Below are 21513 nucleotides of genomic sequence, written 5' to 3'. Positions count from 1 at the left end.
CGAGTCACGCGTCCCTCCAAGGGTCCCGAAGCACCCGCAGTGGCCGAGACCCGGCGTCAGGCGCCCGCGCCGAGTTCGCGAACCGCCTCCGCGAACACGTCACCGCGCTGGTTGTAGTTGACGAACATGTCCATCGAGGCACAGGCCGGGGCAAGCAGCACCGTGTCGCCGGGCTGGGCGAGCCGCTTCGCTTCCTGAACCGCCGCGAGCATCGCCCCAGTGTCGGTCCGGTCGAGGTCGACGACGGGTACTTCCGGCGCGTGTCGCGCGAGGGCTTCACGGATCAGACCGCGATCGGCGCCGATCAGCACGACTGCGCGCAGCCGCTCGGCCGACCTGGCGACCAGTTCCTCGAAGACGGCGCCCTTGGCGAGCCCGCCCGCGATCCACACGATGGACTCGTACGCCGCCAACGAGGCCTGCGCCGCGTGGGTGTTGGTGGCCTTGGAGTCGTCGACGTACGCGACCCCGTCCAGGTCCGCCACATGCGCGATGCGATGGGCGTCCGGGGTGAAGGCGCGCAGGCCGTCCCGTACGGCTTTGGCGGGTACGCCGTAGGCCCGGGCGAGGGCCGCCGCCGCAAGGGCGTTGGCGATGTTGTGCGGGGCCGGCGGGTTGACGTCGGCGACCTCGGCGAGCTCCTGGGCGTTCTTCTGCCGGTTCTCGACGAAGGCACGGTCGACCAGGATGCCCTCCACGACGCCGAGTTGGGACGGGCCCGGGGTGCCGAGGGTGAAGCCGATGGCCCGGCAGCCCTCCTCGACGTCCGCCGCGCGTACCAGGTCCTCGGTGGCCTTGTCGGCGACGTTGTAGACACAGGCGACGCGATTGCCCTCGTAGATACGGCCCTTGTCGGCGGCGTACGCCTCCATCGAGCCGTGCCAGTCGAGGTGGTCGGGGGCGAGGTTCAGCACGGCCGCGGAGTGCGCCCGCAGCGAGGGCGCCCAGTGCAGCTGGTAGCTGGACAACTCCACGGCGAGGACGTCGTACTGCTCGTCGCCGAGCACCGCGTCGAGGAGGGAGACGCCGATGTTGCCGACGGCGGCCGTGCGCAGGCCGGCCGCCTTGAGAATGGAGGCGAGCATCTGGACGGTCGTGGTCTTGCCGTTGGTGCCGGTGACGGCGAGCCAGGGCGCGGCGTCCGGTCCGCGCAGCCGCCAGGCCAGCTCGACGTCGCCCCAGACCGGGACGCCCGCCTCACGAGCCGCCGCGAACAGTGGCTTGTCCGGCTTCCAGCCGGGTGCGGTGACGATGAGTTCGGTGCCTTCGGGCAGGGTCGCCCCGTCGCCGAGGCGGACGGTGATGCCGAGCGCCTCCAGTTCGGCGGCCTGGGCACGCGCGCGTGCGTCGTCGCCGTCGTTGACGACCGTGACGTGCGCCCCGCGCGCGTGCAGCACCTTGGCCACCGGGATCCCGGAGACGCCGAGCCCGGCGACGGTGACGTTCTTCCCCTGCCAATCGGTCACTTGTCCGCTGCCCATCCCGCGTAGAAGAGGCCCAGTCCGACGATCACACAGATGCCCTGAATGATCCAGAAACGGACCACGATGAGCACTTCTGACCAGCCCTTGAGTTCGAAGTGGTGCTGGAGTGGCGCCATACGGAAGACGCGCTTGCCGGTGAGGCGGAAGGAGCCGACCTGGATGACCACCGACATGGTGATCAGCACGAACAGGCCGCCGAGGATGGCGAGCAGCAGCTCGGTGCGCGAGCAGATGGCGAGACCGGCGAGCGCGCCGCCGAGGGCCAGCGAACCGGTGTCACCCATGAAGATCTTGGCGGGCGACGTGTTCCACCACAGGAAGCCGAGGCAGGCGCCCATCAGCGCCGAGGAGACGACGGCCAGGTCGAGTGGATCTCGCACCTCGTAACAGGCGCCGGGGTTGGCCAGGGTCTGCGCGTTGGCGCAGGACTCCTGGAACTGCCACACGCCGATGAAGGTGTAGGCGCCGAAGACCAGCACGGAGGCGCCGGTGGCGAGGCCGTCCAGACCGTCCGTCAGGTTCACGCCGTTCGACATGGCGAGAATCATGAACAGCGCCCAGACGACGAACAGCACCGGGCCGATGGACCAGCCGAAGTCCTGCACGAAGGAGATCTTGGTGGAGGCCGGGGTGTTGTTGCGGTTGTCCGCGAACTGCAGCGAGAGCACGGCGAAGGCGATACCGCCGAGCAGCTGGCCGGCCATCTTGGCCTTGGCCCGCAGACCCAGCGAACGACGCTTGACGATCTTGATGTAGTCGTCCAGGAAGCCGACCAGGCCCATGCCGGCCATCAGGCCGATGACCAGGACGCCGGAGAACGTCGGGGGCTTGCCGGTGATCAGCTTGGACAGGAAGTACGCGACGATCGTCGCCAGGATGAAGGCGATACCGCCCATGGTCGGCGTACCGCGCTTGGCGTGGTGCTCGCGCGGGCCGTCGTCACGGATGTACTGGCCGTAGCCCTTGCGGGCCAGCAGCTTGATCAGCAGCGGGGTGCCGACCAGGGTCAGGAAGAGACCAATGACTCCTGAGAACAGGATCTGATTCATCATCGGGCGGCAACCTCACCCTCGGTGCCGCCCGCGAGCAGCGCCTCGGCGACGCTCTCCAGACCTACCGAACGGGACGCCTTCACGAGTACGACGTCCCCCGGGCGCAACTCGCTGCGCAACAGGTCGACCGCCGCCTGTGCGTCGGACACGTGCACCGACTCCTCACCCCACGAACCCTCGTTATATGCGCCCAGTTGCAGCCAGGACGCTTCCCTGCCCCCGACCGCGACGAGCTTGCTGACGTTGAGCCGGACGGCGAGCCGTCCGACCGCGTCGTGCTCGGCGAGCGCCTCGTCCCCGAGCTCGGCCATCTTGCCGAGCACCGCCCACGTACGGCCCCCTTTCGCCCGTGAGGCTTCGCCCATGGCAGCAAGCGCACGCAGAGCGGCCCTCATGGACTCGGGGTTCGCGTTGTAGGCGTCGTTGACGACCGTCACGCCGTCCGGGCGCTCGGTGACCTCCATCCGCCAGCGGGAGAGGGAGCCCGCCTCGGAGAGCGCGGTGGCGATCTCTTCCGCGGACATGCCCAGCTCATGGGCGACGGCGGCCGCGGCGAGCGCGTTCGACACGTGGTGCTCACCGTACAGGCGCATGGTCACATCACTGCACCCGGAGGGTGTGTGAAGCCTGAAGGAAGGCTGTCCGCTGTCCGTGAGTCGCACGTTCTCGGCGCGTACGTCCGCTTCGCCGGACTCTCCGAAAAGGATCACCTTCGCCTTCGTACGGGACGCCATGGCCCGTACGAGGGGATCGTCGGCGTTGAGGATCGCCGCGCCGTCCTGAGGAAGGCTCTCCACCAACTCGCCCTTGGCCTGCGCGATCTGCTCGCGGCCGCCGAACTCGCCGATGTGGGCGGTGCCGACGTTGAGCACCAGGCCGATCCTCGGCGGCGTCAGATCGGCGAGGTAGCGGATGTGGCCGATACCGCGGGCGCCCATCTCCAGGACGAGGAACCTCGTCTCCTCGGTGGCGCTGAGGGCGGTCAGCGGCAGCCCGATCTCGTTGTTGAGCGAGCCCGGCGTGAACACGGTCGGCGCCTTGCGCCGGAGCACCTGGGCGATCAGGTCCTTGGTGCTGGTCTTGCCCGCCGAGCCGGTCAGGGCGACGAGGGTCGCACCGAGCCGGCGTACGACATGCCGGGCGAGGGCACCGAGGGCCGTCTGGACGTCGGCCACCACGATCGCGGGAACGCCGACGGGACGCGATGCCAGTACGGCGACCGCGCCCGCTTCGACGACCTTCTCGGCGAAGTCGTGGCCGTCCACACGCTCGCCGACGAAGGCGGCGAAGAGGGTGCCGGGCTCCACTTCACGGGAGTCCCGGACGACCGGTCCGGTGACCTGGACGGACGGATCCGGTATGTCGTGCGTCTGCCCGCCGACGACTTCTGCGATCTCGGCGAGAGAGAGGGCGATCACAAGTTCATCCCTGGGTCTTCTGGATAGCTTCGCGCAGGACCTGGCGGTCGTCGAAGGGGCGGACCACTCCGGCGATGTCCTGGCCCTGCTCATGGCCCTTGCCGGCGACCAGCACGGTGTCGCCGGGCCGGGCGCGGGCGACGGCCGCGGCGATGGCGGCGGCCCGGTCCTCGAAGACCTGGACCTCGCCACGCTCGTGTGCCGGTACGGAAGCCGCGCCCTGGAGCATGGTTGCGAGGATCGCGAGGGGGTCCTCGGAGCGGGGGTTGTCGGAGGTCAGTACGGCGGTGTCGGCGAGGCGGGCCGCGGCGGCGCCCATCGGCTCGCGCTTGGTCACGTCCCGGTCGCCGCCGCAGCCGAGCACGATGTGCAGGCTGCCCTCGGTGACCTTGCGCAGTGCCTTCAGCACCGATTCGACGGCGTCGGTCTTGTGGGCGTAGTCCACGACCGCGAGGTACGGCTGCCCGGCGTCCACGCGCTCAAGGCGGCCGGGCACGCCCGGCACCGCGGCGATGCCGTCGGCGGCGGCCTGTACGTCGAGGCCTGCGGCGGCCAAGGCGGTGATGGCGGCGAGGGTGTTCGCCACGTTGAAGGGGCCGGCGATCGGGGACCTGGCGGCGACCCGCTCGCCCCCGGGGCCGATCACCGTGAACGTCGAGTCCATGGGGCCGATGGTCACGTCCTCGGCGCGCCAGTCGGCGTCGGGGTGGCCCTCGGCGGAGTAGGTGACGACCGGGACGCCGGCTTCCTTGACCAGCCTGCGGCCGTACTCGTCGTCGAGGTTGACGACGCCGAGTTTGCTGCGTTTCGGGGTGAACAGCTGTGCCTTGGCCCGGAAGTAGTCCTCCATGTCGGAGTGGAACTCCATGTGTTCCGGGCTGAGGTTGGTGAAGACGGCGATGTCGAAGACGCAGCCGTCGACCCGGCCGAGGACCAGCGCGTGGCTGGAGACCTCCATGGCGACCGCCTCCACGCCGCGTTCGCGCATGACGGCGAACAGGGCCTGCAGATCGGTGGCTTCGGGCGTGGTGCGCTCGGACTTGATGCGCTCCTCGCCGATGCGCATCTCGACCGTGCCGATCAGGCCGGTCGACCGGGCGGTCTTGAGGGCGCCCTCGACGAGATACGCGGTGGTGGTCTTGCCCGAGGTGCCGGTGATGCCGATCTGGAGGAGATCGCGTCCGGGGTGGCCGTAGATCGTGGCCGCCAGTTCACCCATCTGCCCGCGTGGGTCCTCGACGACCAGAACCGGCAGGCCGGTCACGGCGGCGCGCTCGGCGCCGCTCGGGTCGGTCAGCACGGCGGCCGCGCCGAGGCCCGCGGCCTGCGTGACGAAGTCGGCGCCGTGCAGGCGGGCGCCCGGGAGAGCGGCGTACAGATCGCCGGGGCGGACGGCGCGCGAGTCATGGGTGATGCCCGTGACCGCTGCGGCGGCGTCCGCGCTGCCCGGCGCGGCGGCACCCAGCTGGTCGGCGAGTTCCGCGAGGGGTGTGGCGGAGACCTGCACCGGCCTGGGCGGCCCGGGATATGTCACGGGATGCCCCTTCTGGGTGGTTTGGGACTGATCAGCGTGTGGCACGGCGGTGAGCGTACCGGGCGTACCCGCCTGGGAGCGAAGTGAGGGGCGGGGGGCGCCTTGGTTCCCGGGGTCGGGAGTGATCGTTGTCACGAGGTGTTTCCTGGCTGCTCGGTGCTGATCAGGGTGGTCAGTTGAAGGCGACCGGGAGCTTGGCGGCCTTGGCCCCGGTCGGCGGGACCTGGAGGGTCTTCAGGGCGAACTCCATCACCTGCTTGTAGATGGGTCCGCAGATCTGGCCACCGAAGTAGTTGCCCTGGGTGGCGTTCTGGATGGCGCAGTACACCGTGACACGGGGCTTGTCCGCCGGCGCGAATCCGGCGAACGACGACGTGTAGCCGCGGTACTTGCCGGTGGCCGGATCCACTCGGTTCGCCGTACCCGTCTTGCCCGCGACCCGGTAGCCGGGGATGCGCGCCTTGGTGCCGGTGCCCTCCCTGTCGTCCACGACCGACTCCAGCATCTGGGCGAGGGTCTTCGCCGTCTTGGCGCTGATGACGCGGGTCTTCTCGGGCTTCGGGGCCTCGGTGAACTTTCCGTCGGGTCCCTCGGTGCCGCGTACGAGCGTGGGTTCGACGCGGACGCCGCCGTTGGCGATCGTCGAGTAGATCGAGGCCGCCTGCATCGCGTTGAGGGACAGACCCTGGCCGAAAGGAATCGTGTACTGCTGCGACGTCGACCACTTGTCCGGCGCCGCCAGGATGCCCGGGGTCTCGCCGGGGAAGCCGAGGCCGGTGTAGCTGCCGAGGCCGAACTTGCGCAGATAGCTGTAGAGGACCTTGTTGGCCTCCCGCTGGGTCTTGCCGAGCTGGCCGGTGGCCAGGATGGTGCCGATGTTGCTGGACTTGGCGAGCACGCCGTTGAGCGTGAGGAACCAGGTGTCGTGGTCGATGTCGTCCTTGAACAGCCGGTCGCCGCGGTGCAGCCGGTTGGGCACGATGACATGTGTGCCGGGCGTGGCCACGCCCTCCTCGAGTACGGCGGCCATCGACATGACCTTGGCGGTGGAACCGGGCTCGAAGGCGTCCTGGACGGCCGCGTTGCCCATGTTGGCGCTGCTGGCCGCCGAGAGGTCGTTCGGGTCGAAGCCGGGCGAGTTGGCCATGGCGAGGATCTCGCCGGTGCGGGTGTCCTGGACGATCACATAGCCGCGGTCCGCCCTGGACTCCTGCACCTGCTTGGTGATCGCGTTCTGCGCGGCCCACTGGATGTCGCGGTCGATGGTGAGCTCGACGTCGCTGCCGGGCACTGCGGGCGTCTCGGTGGAGCCCACGGTGGGGACCTGACGGCCGCCGGACTGGGCGTACCGGATCTCGCCGTCCTTGCCGGACAGCTGCTTGTTCAGCTGCTGCTCGATACCGCCGCCGCCCTTGCCGTCGGCGTTGACCCAGCCCAGTATCCCGGCGGCGAGGTCGCCGTTCGGGTACACGCGCTTGCTGCTGGCGACCGAGAGAACCCCCGCGAGGACATTGACCGTGCTCTTGTCGGTCTCGGCCTTGGTGGCCAGGGCGCTCTTCAGGTCCTTGATCTGCTTCCAGACCTGCGGGGTCTGGCGGCGCGCCAGCAGGGTGTAGCGCGAGTTCTTGTTCTCGGGCCGCAGCTTCCTGACGATCGTCTCCTGCTCCTGGCCGAGGATCGGCGCGAGGAGGGCGGCCGCCTGCTCGGGGCCGTCGTCAATCTTCAGCTGTTCTCGGGAGAACAGCGTGGGGTCGGCGGTGATGTCGTACGCGTCCACGCTGGCCGCGAGCGCCACGCCGTTGCGGTCGGTGATGCCGCCGCGCTCGGCGGCCAGGGTGTAGCCCACGTACCGGTTCTTCTCGGCCTTGGCGGCATAGGTGCTCGCCTCGACGCCCTGCACCTGAAGCAGCCGTACGACGAAGACGGCCAGGACGAGGGTCAGGGCCAGGCCGACCATGCGCAGCCGGGGGCGGGGGCTGCCGAGCCGGATCCTGCCGGTGGGCATGGGGCGGGGCCGGGTCGGCCGGCGGGCCGGGCGGGCGCCGGGGCCCGGCCGTCGCTGGGCGCCGGCGGAGCGGGCGGGCTTCGCGGGGCCGGGCACGCGGCGGCGGGGCGGTTCCCTGTCGGACACTTCCGTCACCTGCCGGGGGTCGGGTATGCGGTGGACTGCTGGACGGAGGGCGCGTACTGGGGCACGGCGTAGGTGGCCGCGGGCTGCGGCTCGGTCGGGGTGACCGCGGGGGTCGGCGTGGCGGGCGTCGCCTCGGGGGCCGGCGTGGTGGGCGTCGCACCGGCCGCAGGAGGCGGCGGTCCGGGCTCGGTGACCAGGGCCTCGGGGGCCAGGATGAGCGGGCTGTACGCGGCGCCCTGCCCCCCGGCCGCGGGGCTGGGGGCACCCTTGACCGTGCCGTCGGGGTTGAGGAACGCGGGGTCGCCGCCGGGGACCATGCCGAGTTCGAGGGCTCGGCGCTGGAGGGCGTCGGGGGCGGAGTAGGTGTCGATGTCCCGCTGGAGGGACTGTTCCTCGTCGGTGAGGGACTTCGTCTCCTTCTGGAGGTCGTCGAGTCTGAACGCGCCTTCGCTGAGCGCGGAGTTCAGCACGAGGAGCCCGATGAGGCCACCGCCGAGGAGGAGGACGACAAGGAGGACGAACGGGGCACGGGCGGCCTGCCGGGCCCCGGAGGGGAAGATCCGCGCGAGCCGGGCGGCCCGACCCCTCAGTTCGGGTTTCCTACTCACTTGCCCTCCCCCGGGTCCGGTTTTCCAACTCGTGGGTTTGACTACTGGACCCGGACACCCGCCCCTGCCTCCCGGCCGTCATTCGATGGACTCCCTGATGCGTTCGGCGCCCCGCAGACGCGCCGGTGCGGCGCGCCGGTTCTCGGCGACCTCTTCCTCGGTGGGAAGTTCGGCACCGCGCGTCAGCAGCTTGAGCCGCGGCTGGTACTGCTCGGGTACGACGGGCAGCCCGGGCGGCGCGGTGTTGGCGGCGCCGGCCGCGAACACCTGCTTGACCAGCCGGTCCTCCAGCGAGTGGTACGACAGCACCGCGATCCGCCCGCCGACGGCGAGGGCCTCCACCGCGGCCGGGATCGCCCGCTCCAGGACGGAGAGCTCGCCGTTGACCTCGATGCGCAGCGCCTGGAAGGTGCGCTTGGCCGGGTTGCCGCCGGTGCGCTTGGCGGCCTGCGGCAGCGCGTCCCGGATGAGCTCCACGAGCCGGGCGCTGTTGGTGAACGGCTCCTTGTCGCGCTCGCGCACGATGGCGGCCACGATCCGCTTGGCCTGCTTCTCCTCGCCGTACGCCCGCAGGATCCGGACGAGTTCGCCGGGCGGGTAGGTGTTGAGGACCTCGGCGGCGCTGACGCCGGTCGTCTGGTCCATGCGCATGTCGAGGGGGGCGTCCTGGGCGTAGGCGAAGCCGCGGTCGGCCTCGTCGAGCTGCATGGAGGAGACGCCGAGGTCGAACAGGACGCCCTGCACGCGCGCGATGCCGAGCCTGTCCAGAACGTCCGGGAGCTCGTCGTAGACGGCGTGCACCAGGGTCGCGCGGTCGCCGTACGGCGCGAGCCGCTCGCCGGACAGCCGCAGGGCCTCCTTGTCCCGGTCGAGGGCGACGAGCCGGGCCTCGGGGAACTTCTGGAGCAGGGCCTCGCTGTGGCCGCCGAGCCCGAGGGTGCAGTCGACGACCACCGCTCCGGGCCGCTGGAGCGCGGGGGCCAACAGGTCCAGGCACCGCTGGAGCATCACCGGGACATGTCGACTCTGGCTCAAGGGGCCCTCTCAGATCCGGCGGGGCCGTACACACCGCCAGGTCCCCGCCCGCCCCGGCGAACTGGGGACCCCCAGTGAAGGGGAGGCCTGCCGGCGCCGGAAGCGTCAGCCGACCGGAGCGGGAGGAGGCCGAGCCGTGCGTACGCGCCGCGCACGCGGGGAGATCTCCGGAAAATCGCCGGGGTCTCGGGGAATTCAGTCCAGCAGGGAGTCTCGCCTCCCGCTTCGCGTCACTTTAGTCCACGGTGTCTCGCGGTCAATCAACCGGCCTGCGCGTCGCCACTTCGGGTTCCGGCCCTGCCGCCCCATGCGTGAAATCGCTCGTATGGGCGCACTCACGCCACCCCTGTGGGTTAGCTCACAACACGACTCAATGGCGTTCTTTGTCCCCTCTCACAGCAGGACCATTTCGGACGTGACCAGTACCGTCATGGGTATGACGACATCTGCATCGGTTCCCGCCGGTCCCGAGAGTGCGATAGTCCGCGGCACGGTCACCGACCGCCTGGTCGAGGCCAACGAGCGCTACGCCTCCGCGTTCACCGACCCGGGCATGGACGCCCGCCCCGTGCTCCGCGTCGCCGTCGTCGCCTGCATGGACGCCCGGATCGACCTGCACGCCGCGCTCGGTCTGGAACTCGGTGACTGTCACACCATCCGCAACGCCGGCGGCGTCGTCACCGACGACGTGATCCGCTCGCTCACCATCAGCCAGCGCAAGCTCGGCACCCGCAGCATCGTCCTGATCCACCACACCGGCTGCGGTCTGGAGTCCCTCACCGAGGACTTCCGCACCGAGCTGGAGCTGGAGGTCGGCCAGCGCCCCGCCTGGGCCGTGGAGTCCTTCCGGGACGTCGACCAGGACGTGCGGCAGTCGATGCAGCGCGTGCGCACCTCGCCGTTCCTGGTGAGCACGGACGACGTCCGGGGCTTCGTCTTCGACGTGAAGACGGGTCTGCTGCGCGAGATCGACCCCGCGTAACCCTCCGCCTCAGCTGTCGTTTCGCTGTCAATTCCGGCTTCGGGCGGCACAAAAGGCCCTAAGCCCTGACATATCGCGGACAGTTGTCCACAGTCGAGTGACACGAATCGGTAACGGCAGCAAGAATGCGAGTGTGGCAACACGCGGAACTTTTCCCGCGTGGTGTCCGTGTTCCAGGGGTGGGCCGGTCCGCATCGCGTCGGCCCGGAAAGAACGGGCCGAGGAGGGCCGGGTGACGACCTATGACGATCGAGCGAGCCTCACTGATCTGACCGCCACTGTGGAGCGTGTCCGCAGTTCGGTGGAGGGTGTGATCGAGGGCAAGCCCGAGGTCGTACGGCTTTCGCTGACCGTACTGCTCGCCGAGGGACATCTTCTGATCGAGGATGTCCCCGGCGTGGGCAAGACCATGCTGGCCAAGACGCTGGCACGGTCCATCGACTGTTCCGTCCGGCGTATCCAGTTCACGCCTGACCTGCTGCCGTCCGACATCACCGGTGTGTCCATCTGGGACCAGCAGCGCAAGGACTTCGAGTTCAAGCCCGGCGCGATCTTCGCCCAGATCGTGATCGGCGACGAGATCAACCGCGCCTCGCCGAAGACGCAGTCCGCGCTGCTGGAGTCCATGGAGGAGCGCCAGGTCACGATCGACGGCCAGACCTACGAGCTGCCGAGCCCCTTCATGGTGGTGGCCACGCAGAACCCGGTCGAGATGGAGGGCACCTACCCGCTGCCCGAGGCCCAGCGCGACCGCTTCATGGCCCGTGTCTCCGTCGGTTACCCGAGTGTGGAGGCCGAACTGCAGATGCTGGACGTGCACGGCGGCGTCTCGCCGCTGGAGGACCTCCAGCCGGTGGCGCACGCGCACGACATCGTGAAGCTGATCGACGCCGTCCGCGGCGTCCATGTGGCCGAGCCGGTGCGCCGGTACGCGGTGGAACTGGTCGCCGCCACGCGCACCCACCCGGACCTCAGACTCGGCGCCTCCCCGCGCGCGACGCTGCATCTGCTGCGCGCGGCGAAGGCGTCGGCGGCCCTGAGCGGCCGGGAGTACGCGCTGCCGGACGACGTGCAGGCCCTCGCCGTGGCCGTCCTGGCCCACCGCCTGCTGCCGACCGCGCAGGCCCAGCTGAACCGCCGTACCTCCGAGCAGGTCGTCCAGGAGATCCTCCAGCGCACCCCGGTACCCGCCGCGCCCCAGCAGCAGAGCGGCTTCGGCGGCCTGGGCCGCGGCACTCCGGTGTACGGCCAGCAGCCGCCGCGGAGGCTCGGATGACCTCCGGTGGGACCGGACAGGCGGAGGCGGACCGCGGCGAGAAGAGCGGGATCCGCACCGCACTGGCCGGTCTGACCACGCGTGGCCGTTCCTTCCTGGCCGCCGGCATCGCGGCCGCCGTCTGCGCCTACGTCCTCGGCCAGAGCGACCTGCTGCGCGTCGGCCTGCTGCTGGCGGTGCTCCCGCTGGTGTGCGCGACCGTGCTGTACCGCACCCGCTACCGGGTCGCGGGCAGCCGAAGGCTCTCCCCCGCGCGCGTACCCGCCGGCAGCGAGGCCCGCGTGCATCTGCGGATGGACAACGTCTCCCGGCTGCCCACCGGCCTGCTGATGCTCCAGGACCGGGTGCCGTACGTCCTCGGGCCGCGCCCGCGCTTCGTACTGGACCGGGTGGAGGCGGGCGGCCGCCGCGAGGTGTCCTACCGGGTCCGCTCCGACCTGCGCGGCCGCTATCCGCTGGGCCCGTTGCAGCTGCGCCTGAGCGACCCGTTCGGCATGTGCGAGCTGACCCGCTCCTTCTCGACGCACGACACCCTGACGGTCATCCCGCGCGTGGAACCGCTCCCGCCGGTGCGCTTCAGCGGGGAGGCGAAGGGGTACGGCGACGGACGCCAGCGCTCGCTGGCACTGGCCGGCGAGGACGACGTGATCCCGCGCGGGTATCGCTACGGCGACGACCTGCGCCGCGTCCACTGGCGCTCCACCGCACGCTACGGCGAGCTGATGGTGCGCCGCGAGGAGCAGCCACAGCGCTCCCGCTGCACGGTGCTGCTGGACACCCGGGGCCTTGCCTTCCAGGGCGCGGGCCCGGACTCGGCCTTCGAGTGGGCCGTGTCGGGTACGGCGTCCGTGCTGGTCCACATGCTCGAACGGGGCTTCTCCGTCCGGCTGTTGACCGACACCGGCAGCTCGGTCCCCGGGGAGGGCACCGACGGGTTCGCGGGCGCGAGCCAGGAGTCGGCGGACGCGGCGGGGCTGATGATGGACACCCTCGCGGTGATCGACCACTCGGACGGCACGGGTCTGTCGCGGGCGTACGACGTGCTGCGCGGCGGCAACGAGGGACTGCTGGTCGCGTTCTTCGGCGACCTCGACGAGGAGCAGGCGGCGGTGGCTGCCAAGATGCGTCAGCGCAGCGGGGGCGCGGTGGCCTTCGTGCTGGACAGCGGGACGTGGGTGCGGGAACCCGCCGATGTGCCCGGCGCGTTGGACAGGAGCGAGGAGCGGCTGCGGATGCTGCGGGAGGCGGGCTGGACGGTCCTGAGCGTGCCGCGCGGCGCCTCGCTGAACGAGCTCTGGCGTCGGGCGGACCGGGCGCGTACCGACGCGGTCGCGGCCGGTGGCGCACGGGGTGAGGGGGGACGGTCATGAGCGGGCGGACGCGGATGGCGTTGTGCGCCGCGGCGGCCACACTGATGGCGTCCTGCGCCCTGCTACCGCTGGTCTCCTCGGTCAGCTGGCTTATCCAGGCGTTCTTCCTGCTGGCGATCCAGACGGGCGTGGGCATGGCGGCCCGGCGTGTACCGCTGGCCCGTCCCCTGACGGTGTCGGTGCAGGCCCTCGTCGCCCTGATGCTGCTGACCATGGTCTTCGCCAACAAGCAGGCGATCATCGGAGTGATCCCCGGCCCGGAGGCCTTCCGTCACTTCGGCGACCTGTTGCAGGCGGGCGCGGACGACGTCAGCCGGTACTCGATCCCGGCGCCGCTGTCGAACGGCATCCGCCTGATGCTCATCGGCGGTGTCCTGGTCATCGGCCTGGCGGTGGAGACCCTCGCGGTGACGTTCCGCAGCGCCGCACCGGCCGGGCTGCCGCTGTTGGCGCTGTACTCGGTGGCCGCGGGGCTGGCCGAGGGCGCCGGGGACTGGCTGTGGTTCCTGGTCGCCGCCGCGGGCTATCTCATGCTGCTCCTGGCCGAGGGGCGCGACCGGCTCTCGCAGTGGGGCCGGGTCTTCGGCGGGGGCCCGCGGGGGGCGGGTGGTGAGCCGACCGGTGCGGTGGCACCGGTCCGCACCGGACGGCGCATCGGCGCGGTCGCGCTGGGCATCGCCCTGGTGGTGCCGGTCGCGCTGCCCGCGATGAACGGCGGCCTGCTGGACGCCGCGGGCACCGGTGTGGGCACCGGCAGCGGGAGCGGTGGCACGATCTCCGCGGTGAACCCGCTGGTGTCGCTGCGCGACAGCCTGAACGTGGAGGAGGACCGCGAGGTCCTGACCCTCAGGACCAACACGGCCGACCTCTCGGACCTGTATCTGCGGATCGTGTCCCTGGACGACTTCGACGGCACCACCTGGCAGCCGTCCAAGCGCAACATCCAGGCCGTGCCCGCCGAGTTCCCCACGCCCTTCGGCCTCGGCCCGGACGTCCGCCGCACCGAGGTCGAGACGACCGTCTCGGCCGCGGACTGGTACGCCCAGAACTGGCTGCCGATGCCGTACCCCCCGAGCGGCGTGGACATCACGGGCAACTGGCGGTACGAACCGCTGGGCATGACGGTCGTCGGCGACCGCCGTCAGACCACACGCGGAGTGACGTACACCGTGCGCAGCCTCGACGTACAGCCGACGGCGGATCAGCTGGCGAACGCGCCGGAGCCGCCCTCCGCCCTGAAGCGTGAGTTCACGAAGCTCCCCGACTCGCTGCCCTCGGTGGTCGCCCGGACCGCACGTGAGGTCACCGAGGGGGCGACCAGCCACTACGAGCAGGCCGTCAAGCTTCAGGAGTACTTCGCCATCACGGGCGGCTTCCAGTACGACACCAACGTCAAGGTCGGCAGCGGCCGGCAGGCGATAGCCCGCTTCCTGAAGGACAAGCAGGGCTTCTGTGTCCACTTCTCCTTCGCGATGGCGGCGATGGCCCGCTCGCTGGGCATACCGGCCCGGGTCGCGGTGGGCTTCGCGCCCGGTACCGCGCAGAGCGCCAGCGTGGTCTCGGTGGGGCTGCGGGACGCCCACGCGTGGCCGGAGCTGTACTTCGAGGGCGTGGGCTGGACCCGCTTCGAGCCGACGCCGACCCGTGGCTCGATACCGGCGTACACCCAGTCGGACACGCCCGGCTCCACGCTGCCGGACGTGACACGGCCCACGCAGTCGGCCGGCACGGGCCCCTCCGCCTCGCCCTCCACGAGCGAGAGCTGCGCGGGGCGGAACCCGCAGCTGTGCGCGAGCGAGTCCCCGGCGGCCGCACCGGCCACGGATGGCGACGGACCGAAGTGGTACCTCGTCGTGCCGGCCTGGGCACTCGGTGGAGCGGCGGCGCTGCTGATCCCGTTGGCGCCGATGCTGTGGCGGCAGCGGACGAGAGCGAAACGGCTGGGAGCACATGGCCGCACACAGGCCGACGTGTCGCTCCACACCTTGGCGGTCTGGCGGGAACTGACGGACACGGCCTGGGACTTCGGCATTGCCCCGGACGACTCCCAGACCCCCCGGAAGACCGCCGCCCGTATCGTGCGGCTGGGCCACCTCGACCCGGCGGCCGCGGCCTCGGTGCACCGGGTGGCCGACGCGGTGGAACAGGTCCTGTACGCGCCCAGTCCCCGCCCGGTGGCCGGCCTCGCGGAGGATGTCCGCGGCGTTGTGTCCCAGCTCGGGGCCAAGGCCGACCGGACGACGAGGCTGCGCGCTCTGCTGGCCCCACGCTCCGGCGTGCGGGTGGTCTGGGCGCTGTCGGACTGGTGGATCACCGTCAAGCAGCGGGCCGCCACGGCCCGACCGACGCTGCGCAGGCCGTCCACTCCGGGGCAGCGGGGGTGACGGTGGGCTGAGGGTGAGGGGCGGGGATGGCGTAGCCCGCCCCGCCCCGCCCCGCCCCGCCCCAAAGGCCTCCACCGCCCAGGCGCAGTCAGTCCTGCGTCAGCGCAGGCACAGGTCAGCGCAGGCACAGGTCAGCAGGCATACGTCAGGGGGTGGCCACCCACCGGTGGTCACCCCCTGCGTCGCTATGGGAGCTGCTTGTCGGGCTAATGGCCGCCCTGTTCGTCGCGGCGGCGCTGCCAGCGCTCTTCGATGCGGTCCATCATGGAGCGCTTCTGGCGTGGCTGGCGGCGGGCCTGCTGACCGCCGGCGGGCTGTTCGCCCGGCTTGGGGGCCTTGCGCCAGCCGGTCACGGCGAGTACCGCACAGCCCAGCATGACGAGGAAGCCCACCACGCTGAGCCAGACCTGCTTGGCGACCATTCCAGCCATGAGGAGCGCGATACCTACGAGGAAGCCCGCGACCGCCTGGTAGACCCGTCGCCGGGTGTACGTACGCAGCCCGCTTCCCTCAAGCGCTGTCGCGAACTTGGGATCTTCGGCGTACAGCGCTCGCTCCATCTGCTCGAGCATTCGCTGCTCGTGCTCCGAGAGCGGCACGGAGTCCTCCTCATCGTGCAGTCGCCGGGGCGACCCGGGGGGTCCCTTCAGGATAGGCAGGGAATCGCCCCCGTGAAACCCGCCCCTCTACGCCAATTGGCCAACCGGGCTCCGCCATGGACGCCCGGCTCACTGAGATCTGCATTCCCCAGCGGCCGACCCGTCATGCCGGAACGGTCTCCCTCGATCATACGGCGCTGAGCGTCCGATCGGGGGGCCTGTGGCGTACTCCATGTGCAGCCAAGTCCCTGATCAACGGCGCGCGCCCGAGGTCCGCCCACGCAAGGCACGGCGGGCGGCTCAGGCCCCGGCGGTCTCCCCCGTCTCGCCGAGCACGTGCAGCTGGGTGGCCACCGAGTGGAATGCGGGCAGCTCGGCGGCGGCCTCCTCCAGCTTCAGCAGTGCCTCCAGGGCGCCGGGCTCGGTGTCCACCAGGACCCCGGGGACGAGGTCGGCGAAGACGCGTACGCCGTGCACGGCGCCGACGGTGAGGCCGGCGCCCTCAACCAGCCCGGTGAGCTGCTCGGCGGTGAAACGGCGCGGCACCGGGTCGCCCTGGCCCCAGCGGCCGTCCGGGTCCTGAAGGGCCTGCTTGGCCTCCTTGAAGTGACCGGCGAGGGCCCGCGCCAGCACCGCTCCGCCCAGACCGGCGGCGAGCAGGCTGAGGACGCCCTCGGCGCGCAGGGCGGCAACCGCGTTGCGGACGCCCTCGGCGGGGTCGTCGACGTACTCCAGGACCCCGTGGCACAGCACGATGTCGTACCCGCCGCGCTCGACCACGTCGAAGAGGCCGTGCGCGTCACCCTGGACGCCCTTCACCCGGTCGGCGACCTCGGCCTCGGCGGCGCGACGCTCCAGGGCGAAGAGCGCGTTCGGGCTGGGGTCGACCACCGTGACCCGGTGGCCGAGACGGGCGAGGGGCACCGCGAAGTTGCCGCTGCCGCCCCCGGTGTCGAGGACGTCGAGCGCCTGGCGACCCGTGGCCTTCACACGGCGGTCCAGGGCGTCCTGGAGGACCTCCCAGACCACGGCGGTACGGAGGGCGGCGCGGGGCCGCATAGGGTCCGACACGGCAGTTGACTCCTCGGCGCGGCACCGCCACTTGCACGGCGGAGCGAACGGGCTGCCTCCCCGGCCCGGGTCACGGGCGCGGGAAGGCTTCAGGCGCTCTCCACCCTATTGCCTGCGGCACCCTGACCGGCCATCGCGGTGCCGCGCGACGCCGCCCGTCCCAGCCGGCGGACGGGCACCGATCCGGCCGTTTCGCCGTCAGCCCGCGTCCGGCAGATCGTCGCGTGCGTGACGCGAACCGACGCTCTCCTCCCCGTCCGCGTCCGGTCGCGGCTGTGGCAGGACCGGCTGGAGCACCAGCATCCGCTCGACGAGGCGCAGGAACATCGCCACGTCGCGTATCAGGTCGTCGGCGTCCCGACGGCTGGCCGCGCCCTGGATGCCCGCCTCCGCCCGGGCGCGGCGCCGGGCTCCGGAAGCGAACAGCGCACTCCACTCGGCGAGTTCGGGCGCGATCTCGGGGAGCACTTCCCACGCGCTCCTGATGCGGGCGCGGCGCCTGGGCGTGGGTTCCGGGCGGCCCCGTGCGGCGAGTACCGCGGCGGCGATGCGCAGGGCGGAGAGGTGGGCGGTGGCATAGCGCTCGTTCGGTGTTTCCAGAACGGCGGCCTCGTCCAGTCCGGCACGGGCCTGGGCGAGCAGGTCGAGGGCGGCGGGCGGGGCCGTGGCCCGGCGGAGCACGGGGTGCACATCGCTCGCCGGGCCGGTCAGTGAGGGGGCAGGGCCGGTTGCGCCGCGCCGACGGGCGGCGGCTGCGTGATAGCTGGCCATGACGAACCTCCTGTCGTCTGTGTGACGGCATGCCCGCTACGGGATGCCGTATGTGCCCATCGTGAGGTATGGCACTGACAATCCGTTCTGACCTGGGCTTTTGCATCGATCGGGCGTTCGGGCTAGTTTTTGCACTGACCAGTCAGTTCAAATGAGGGGGCAGGGATGGGGGGAACCGTGGCCGCAGCCGGCGTCACGGCCCACGGCCTCGGGCTCGAAGGGCCCCGCGGATGGGCGTTCCGCGGGGTCTCTTTCGAGGCGGAGGCCGGTTCGCTGATCACGATCGAAGGGCCGTCCGGTACAGGCCGTACCTGCCTGCTGCTCGCCCTGACGGGGCGGATGAAGCCCACGGAGGGCTCCGCGGTCGTCGGCGACGCCGGGCTGCCCAGGCGCATGGCGGCGGTACGGCGGGTGAGCGCCCTGGCCCATGTTCCGGGTGTGACCGACCTGGACCCGGCCCTGACCGTCGCCGAGCACCTCCACGAACGGGCGCTGCTTCAGCGGCGGTTCGGTGACTCGGTGCGCGCGCTGCTGCGCCGGCGGGGCGAGCGCGGGGACGAGGAGCGGCGGCGGATCGACGCCGCGCTGACCGCGGCGGGCCTGGACCGGGAGTCCCTGCCCAAGGGCTCCCGTACGGCCGTACGGGATCTGGAGCGGCTGGAGGCGCTGCGGCTGTCCGTCGCGCTGGCCCTGATCGCAAGCCCGCGCGTGCTCGGCGTCGATGACACCGACCTCAAGCTCTCGGACGCCGAACGGACCGAGGTCTGGGCGCTGTTGAAGTCGATCGCCGAGGCCGGGACGACGGTCGTGGCGGTGTGCAGCGAGGCCCCCGACGGCACCGTCAAGGTGTCCACCGCCCCGAAGGCCGATGCCCGGGAATCCGACGGAAAGGAGGCCGCCGATGCGCTCGCCGAGGCTGGCCGCGCTTGAGCTGAGGCGCTTCGGCCGGGGGAAGCTGCCGCGTGCCGCCATGGTCGCGCTGCTGGTGCTGCCCCTGCTGTACGGCGCCCTGTACCTGTGGTCGTTCTGGGACCCGTACGGCCGTCTCGACCGCATCCCCGTGGCCCTGGTGAACGACGACAAGGGGGCTCGGGTCGGCGACAAGAAGCTCGCCGCCGGCGACGACATCACCAAGGGGCTGCGCGAGAGCGACGTCTTCGACTGGCGGGAGGTGAGTGCCGCCGAGGCCGAGAAGGGCGTCGAGAACGGCACCTACTACCTGTCGCTGACCATGCCGGCCGACTTCAGCGAGCGGATCGCGTCCAGCGCGGGCGACTCGCCGGAGACGGGCGCCCTTCAGGTGCGTACGAACGACGCGAACAACTACATCGTCGGGCAGATCTCGCGGACGGTCTTCAGCGAGGTGCGCGAGGCCGCGTCCACGAAGGCGTCACGGTCGTTCCTGGACAAGATCTTCGTGTCGTTCTCCGACATCCACGGCAAGACGGTCAAGGCCGCGAGCGGCGCCGACAAGCTCGAAGGCGGCATCGGGAAGGCGGAGAAGGGCTCCAAGGACCTCGCCGACGGGCTGAAGGAGGCCAAGAAGGGCAGCGGCAAGCTGTCCACGGGCCTGAAGAAGCTCAACCAGGGCGCGGGCGACCTGGAGAGCGGCTCCCGGCAGGTCGCCGAGGGGACACAGACGCTCGCAGACCGGGTCAACGGAGTCGACAAGAAGATCGGCCCGTTCTTCCAGGACAACGAGAAGACCATCGGGGACACCGCCAAGCTGGTCGCCGACACCTCCAAGGCGATCCGCAACAACCTCGACGACCTGGTGGAGCACGCTCCGGGCGCCGCGCGGGACGCCCATGCGGCCGCCGCCGTCCTGGAGACCGTCCACAAGGCGCGCTGCGAGGACGCCGTACTGTCCGATCCGGCCTGCTCGGACCTGAAGAAGGCCAAGAACGCGGCCGCGGACGTGGCGACGATCGCCGACGACCTCAACACGCTGGTCGCCGACCACGACGGCGACCTGAAGAAGCTCGACAAGAACCTCGCCACCCTCCAGAAGCAGTCCCAGGCGCTCGCCGACCGCGCGCCGCGGCTCTCCGAGGACCTCGACGACGCCGTCACCCGGATCAACAAGCTGAACCAGGGCGCCGCCAAGGTCGCCGCGGGCGCCAAGAAGTTGCACTCGGGCCTCGGCTCGGCCAGGACCGGCGCGGTGGACCTGGACACCGGCGTGGGCGAGCTCAAGACCGGCGCGGTCGACCTCAACGGCGGCATCTACAAGCTCGTCGACGGCTCCGGGAAGCTCTCGGACGGACTGCACGACGGCGCCGAGCAGATCCCCGACTACGACAAGAAGGCCCGCGAGCAGCGCACCGAGGTCATGTCCGACCCGGTCCAGCTCGTCTCCCGGGACATGCACAAGGCGGCCAACTACGGCACCGGGTTCGCCCCGTACTTCATTCCGCTGTCCCTGTGGGTGGGCGCGATGGTGGCGTACATGCTGATCTCGCCGATGAACCGGCGTGCGCTCGCCGCGGGCGCCTCCGCATGGCGGATCGCGCTGGCCGGCTGGCTGCCCGTGGTGGCGATCGGGGTGCTCCAGACCGTGGCGCTGATGTCGGTGCTGCACTGGGCGATCGGTCTGGAGATGGCGCGGGCGGCCGGGACGGTGGGCTTCCTGTTCCTGGTGACGGCGTGCTTCTCGGCCATCGTGCAGTGGCTGAACGCGCGCTTCGGCGCGGCGGGCCGGATCCTCGTCCTGGCCCTGCTGATGCTCCAGTTGACGTCCGCGGGCGGCACGTACCCCGTTCAGACCAGCCCGGCCTTCTTCAACGCGCTTCACCCCTTCCTGCCGATGAGCTACGTCGTGGAGGCGCTCAGGAGGCTCATCACGGGCGGCGGCCTCGAACCGGTCTGGCACGCGTGCGTGGTGCTCGTCGCCTTCACCGCGGGCGCCGTCGCGCTGACCGCGCTGTCCGCCCGCCGCCGGCAGGTGTGGACGCTCGACCGGCTGCACCCGGAGCTGACCCTGTGAGCGCGCGCGGGACAATCAGGGCCATGGAAAGCAGCAACGCCGCGTCGGGCGGCAGCACGCGCCGTGAGGCCACCCGGCAGAAGCTCTACGAGGCGGCCGTCACGCTCATCGCCGAACAGGGCTTCTCCGCCACCACCGTCGACGAGATCGCCGAGCGGGCCGGGGTGGCGAAGGGCACGGTCTACTACAACTTCGCGAGCAAGTCGGTCCTCTTCGAGGAGCTGCTGCGCCACGGCGTGGGACTCCTGACCGCCTCCCTTCGGGAGGCGGCCGAGAAGACGGCCCGGGACGGCGGCACCAAGGTGGACGCCCTGGACGCGATGGTCCGCGCGGGGCTGGTCTTCATCGACCGCTACCCGTCCTTCACCCAGCTCTACGTCGCCGAGCTGTGGCGGACGAACCGGACCTGGCAGTCCACGCTGATGGTGGTCCGGCAGCAGGCCGTGGCGGTCGTCGAGGGGGTGTTGCGCGAGGGCGTGGAGAACGGCGAGTTCAGCGAGGAGATCGATGTCGCGCTGACCGCCTCCGCGCTGGTCGGCATGGTCCTGGTGGCCGCGCTCGACTGGAAGTCGTTCCAGCCGGAGCGCTCCTTGGACGACGTGCACGCGGCGCTGTCCCGGCTGTTGCAGGGCAGGGTGAGCGGGCGCCGCTGAAACCGCCGCTGCGTTGGCCGCGGCGGCAGGGTCGGCAGACGAAAGCGCCGGTCCGAAAGTGGCCGCGTCCCCCGCGGGCCACTCTCGAACCGGCGCCTTCTCGTGCTCCCCCGTTCCCCGTTTCCCCCGTCCCCCGTTTCCCCCGTACTCCCCCGTGTC

General features: G+C 71.2%; 17 protein-coding genes. 7 read left to right on the top strand and 10 right to left on the bottom strand.

Translation table 11 applies throughout. The features are described from left to right. Positions 1-56: 56 nt before the first annotated feature. The 7 genes from murD to rsmH form a co-directional block, all read right to left on the bottom strand. A complete protein-coding gene (gene murD, locus KUM44_RS21870; protein WP_217210108.1) occupies positions 57-1481 on the bottom strand; it encodes a UDP-N-acetylmuramoyl-L-alanine--D-glutamate ligase in 1425 nt (474 codons plus the stop codon). Further along, positions 1463-2536 (bottom strand): phospho-N-acetylmuramoyl-pentapeptide-transferase, encoded by a 1074-nt coding sequence (gene mraY, locus KUM44_RS21865; RefSeq protein WP_030049260.1) that lies wholly within the window; start codon positions 2534-2536, stop codon positions 1463-1465. Before mraY ends, murD begins: the two co-directional genes overlap by 19 nt. Continuing rightward, positions 2533-3954, bottom strand: a complete 1422-nt coding sequence (murF, locus tag KUM44_RS21860) for a UDP-N-acetylmuramoyl-tripeptide--D-alanyl-D-alanine ligase (protein WP_217210101.1) — start codon at positions 3952-3954, stop codon at positions 2533-2535. The genes mraY and murF overlap by 4 nt, the downstream gene beginning before the upstream one ends. Before the next feature lie 4 nt (positions 3955-3958). Then, positions 3959-5488, bottom strand: a complete 1530-nt coding sequence (locus KUM44_RS21855) for a UDP-N-acetylmuramoyl-L-alanyl-D-glutamate--2,6-diaminopimelate ligase (RefSeq protein WP_217210099.1) — start codon at positions 5486-5488, stop codon at positions 3959-3961. Between the two features lie 172 nt (positions 5489-5660). Further along, entirely contained in the window at positions 5661-7619 is a 1959-nt protein-coding gene (locus tag KUM44_RS21850) for a penicillin-binding protein 2 (RefSeq protein WP_308402688.1), read from the bottom strand. A gap of 5 nt (positions 7620-7624) precedes the next feature. Then, positions 7625-8227 carry a septum formation initiator family protein gene (locus KUM44_RS21845; RefSeq protein WP_217210095.1) on the bottom strand — a complete coding sequence of 201 codons (603 nt, stop codon included), beginning with the start codon at positions 8225-8227 and terminating at the stop codon, positions 7625-7627. Positions 8228-8305: 78 nt separating this feature from the next. Continuing rightward, positions 8306-9262, bottom strand: coding sequence for a 16S rRNA (cytosine(1402)-N(4))-methyltransferase RsmH (gene rsmH, locus KUM44_RS21840; protein WP_217210092.1), 957 nt, complete (start codon positions 9260-9262; stop codon positions 8306-8308). Between the two features lie 373 nt (positions 9263-9635). Between rsmH and KUM44_RS21835 the strand changes: the two genes are divergently transcribed. The 4 genes from KUM44_RS21835 (at position 9636) to KUM44_RS21820 (ending at position 15274) form a co-directional block, all read left to right on the top strand. Next, positions 9636-10244: a carbonic anhydrase gene (locus KUM44_RS21835; RefSeq protein ID WP_217210088.1), complete on the top strand. Its 609-nt coding sequence runs from the start codon at positions 9636-9638 to the stop codon at positions 10242-10244. Between the two features lie 232 nt (positions 10245-10476). Next, entirely contained in the window at positions 10477-11520 is a 1044-nt protein-coding gene (locus tag KUM44_RS21830; protein ID WP_217210087.1) for a MoxR family ATPase, read from the top strand. Beyond that, a complete protein-coding gene (locus KUM44_RS21825; protein WP_217210085.1) occupies positions 11517-12890 on the top strand; it encodes a DUF58 domain-containing protein in 1374 nt (457 codons plus the stop codon). The genes KUM44_RS21830 and KUM44_RS21825 overlap by 4 nt, the downstream gene beginning before the upstream one ends. Beyond that, positions 12887-15274, top strand: a complete 2388-nt coding sequence (locus KUM44_RS21820) for a DUF3488 and transglutaminase-like domain-containing protein (RefSeq protein ID WP_217210082.1) — start codon at positions 12887-12889, stop codon at positions 15272-15274. Before KUM44_RS21825 ends, KUM44_RS21820 begins: the two co-directional genes overlap by 4 nt. Before the next feature lie 206 nt (positions 15275-15480). On the opposite strand, the gene KUM44_RS21815 is transcribed toward KUM44_RS21820, so the two are convergent. The 3 genes from KUM44_RS21815 to KUM44_RS21805 form a co-directional block, all read right to left on the bottom strand. Next, complete coding sequence (locus tag KUM44_RS21815) at positions 15481-15873, bottom strand: DUF3040 domain-containing protein (RefSeq protein ID WP_062718999.1); 393 nt, start codon at positions 15871-15873, stop codon at positions 15481-15483. A 300-nt stretch (positions 15874-16173) separates the two neighbouring features. After that, complete coding sequence (locus KUM44_RS21810) at positions 16174-16944, bottom strand: methyltransferase (RefSeq protein ID WP_217210079.1); 771 nt, start codon at positions 16942-16944, stop codon at positions 16174-16176. Positions 16945-17142: 198 nt separating this feature from the next. Beyond that, positions 17143-17715 (bottom strand): SAV_6107 family HEPN domain-containing protein, encoded by a 573-nt coding sequence (locus KUM44_RS21805; RefSeq protein ID WP_217210077.1) that lies wholly within the window; start codon positions 17713-17715, stop codon positions 17143-17145. A gap of 165 nt (positions 17716-17880) precedes the next feature. On the opposite strand from KUM44_RS21805, the gene KUM44_RS21800 reads away from it, so the two are divergent. From KUM44_RS21800 to KUM44_RS21790, 3 genes are read left to right on the top strand one after another with little or no spacing between them, the layout of a single operon-like run. Continuing rightward, positions 17881-18645: an ATP-binding cassette domain-containing protein gene (locus tag KUM44_RS21800; protein ID WP_217210075.1), complete on the top strand. Its 765-nt coding sequence runs from the start codon at positions 17881-17883 to the stop codon at positions 18643-18645. After that, the gene (locus KUM44_RS21795) at positions 18617-20701 is read left to right on the top strand and encodes a YhgE/Pip domain-containing protein (RefSeq protein ID WP_217210069.1); all 2085 of its coding nucleotides are present in this window, start codon (positions 18617-18619) and stop codon (positions 20699-20701) included. Before KUM44_RS21800 ends, KUM44_RS21795 begins: the two co-directional genes overlap by 29 nt. Positions 20702-20724: 23 nt before the next feature. After that, positions 20725-21354: a TetR/AcrR family transcriptional regulator gene (locus KUM44_RS21790; RefSeq protein WP_217210067.1), complete on the top strand. Its 630-nt coding sequence runs from the start codon at positions 20725-20727 to the stop codon at positions 21352-21354. The last annotated feature ends 159 nt before the right edge of the window (positions 21355-21513 follow it).

The organism is Streptomyces sp. AC550_RSS872, assembly GCF_019049285.1.
GTDB lineage: Bacteria > Actinomycetota > Actinomycetes > Streptomycetales > Streptomycetaceae > Streptomyces.
The sequence above is the reverse complement of the archived record's forward strand: the minus strand, read 5'-3'. Positions and strand labels throughout refer to the sequence as shown.

Bases quoted from the DNA above. Each gene is read 5' to 3' on its own strand.
- murD (WP_217210108.1), bottom strand. From the start codon at position 1,481: ATGGGCAGCGGACAAGTGACCGATTGGCAGGGGAAGAACGTCACCGTC.
- mraY (WP_030049260.1), bottom strand. From the start codon at position 2,536: ATGATGAATCAGATCCTGTTCTCAGGAGTCATTGGTCTCTTCCTGACC.
- KUM44_RS21835 (WP_217210088.1), top strand. From the start codon at position 9,636: ATGGCGTTCTTTGTCCCCTCTCACAGCAGGACCATTTCGGACGTGACC.
- KUM44_RS21825 (WP_217210085.1), top strand. From the start codon at position 11,517: ATGACCTCCGGTGGGACCGGACAGGCGGAGGCGGACCGCGGCGAGAAG.
- KUM44_RS21820 (WP_217210082.1), top strand. From the start codon at position 12,887: ATGAGCGGGCGGACGCGGATGGCGTTGTGCGCCGCGGCGGCCACACTG.
- KUM44_RS21805 (WP_217210077.1), bottom strand. From the start codon at position 17,715: ATGGCCAGCTATCACGCAGCCGCCGCCCGTCGGCGCGGCGCAACCGGC.
- KUM44_RS21800 (WP_217210075.1), top strand. From the start codon at position 17,881: ATGGGGGGAACCGTGGCCGCAGCCGGCGTCACGGCCCACGGCCTCGGG.
- KUM44_RS21795 (WP_217210069.1), top strand. From the start codon at position 18,617: ATGCGCTCGCCGAGGCTGGCCGCGCTTGAGCTGAGGCGCTTCGGCCGG.
- KUM44_RS21790 (WP_217210067.1), top strand. From the start codon at position 20,725: ATGGAAAGCAGCAACGCCGCGTCGGGCGGCAGCACGCGCCGTGAGGCC.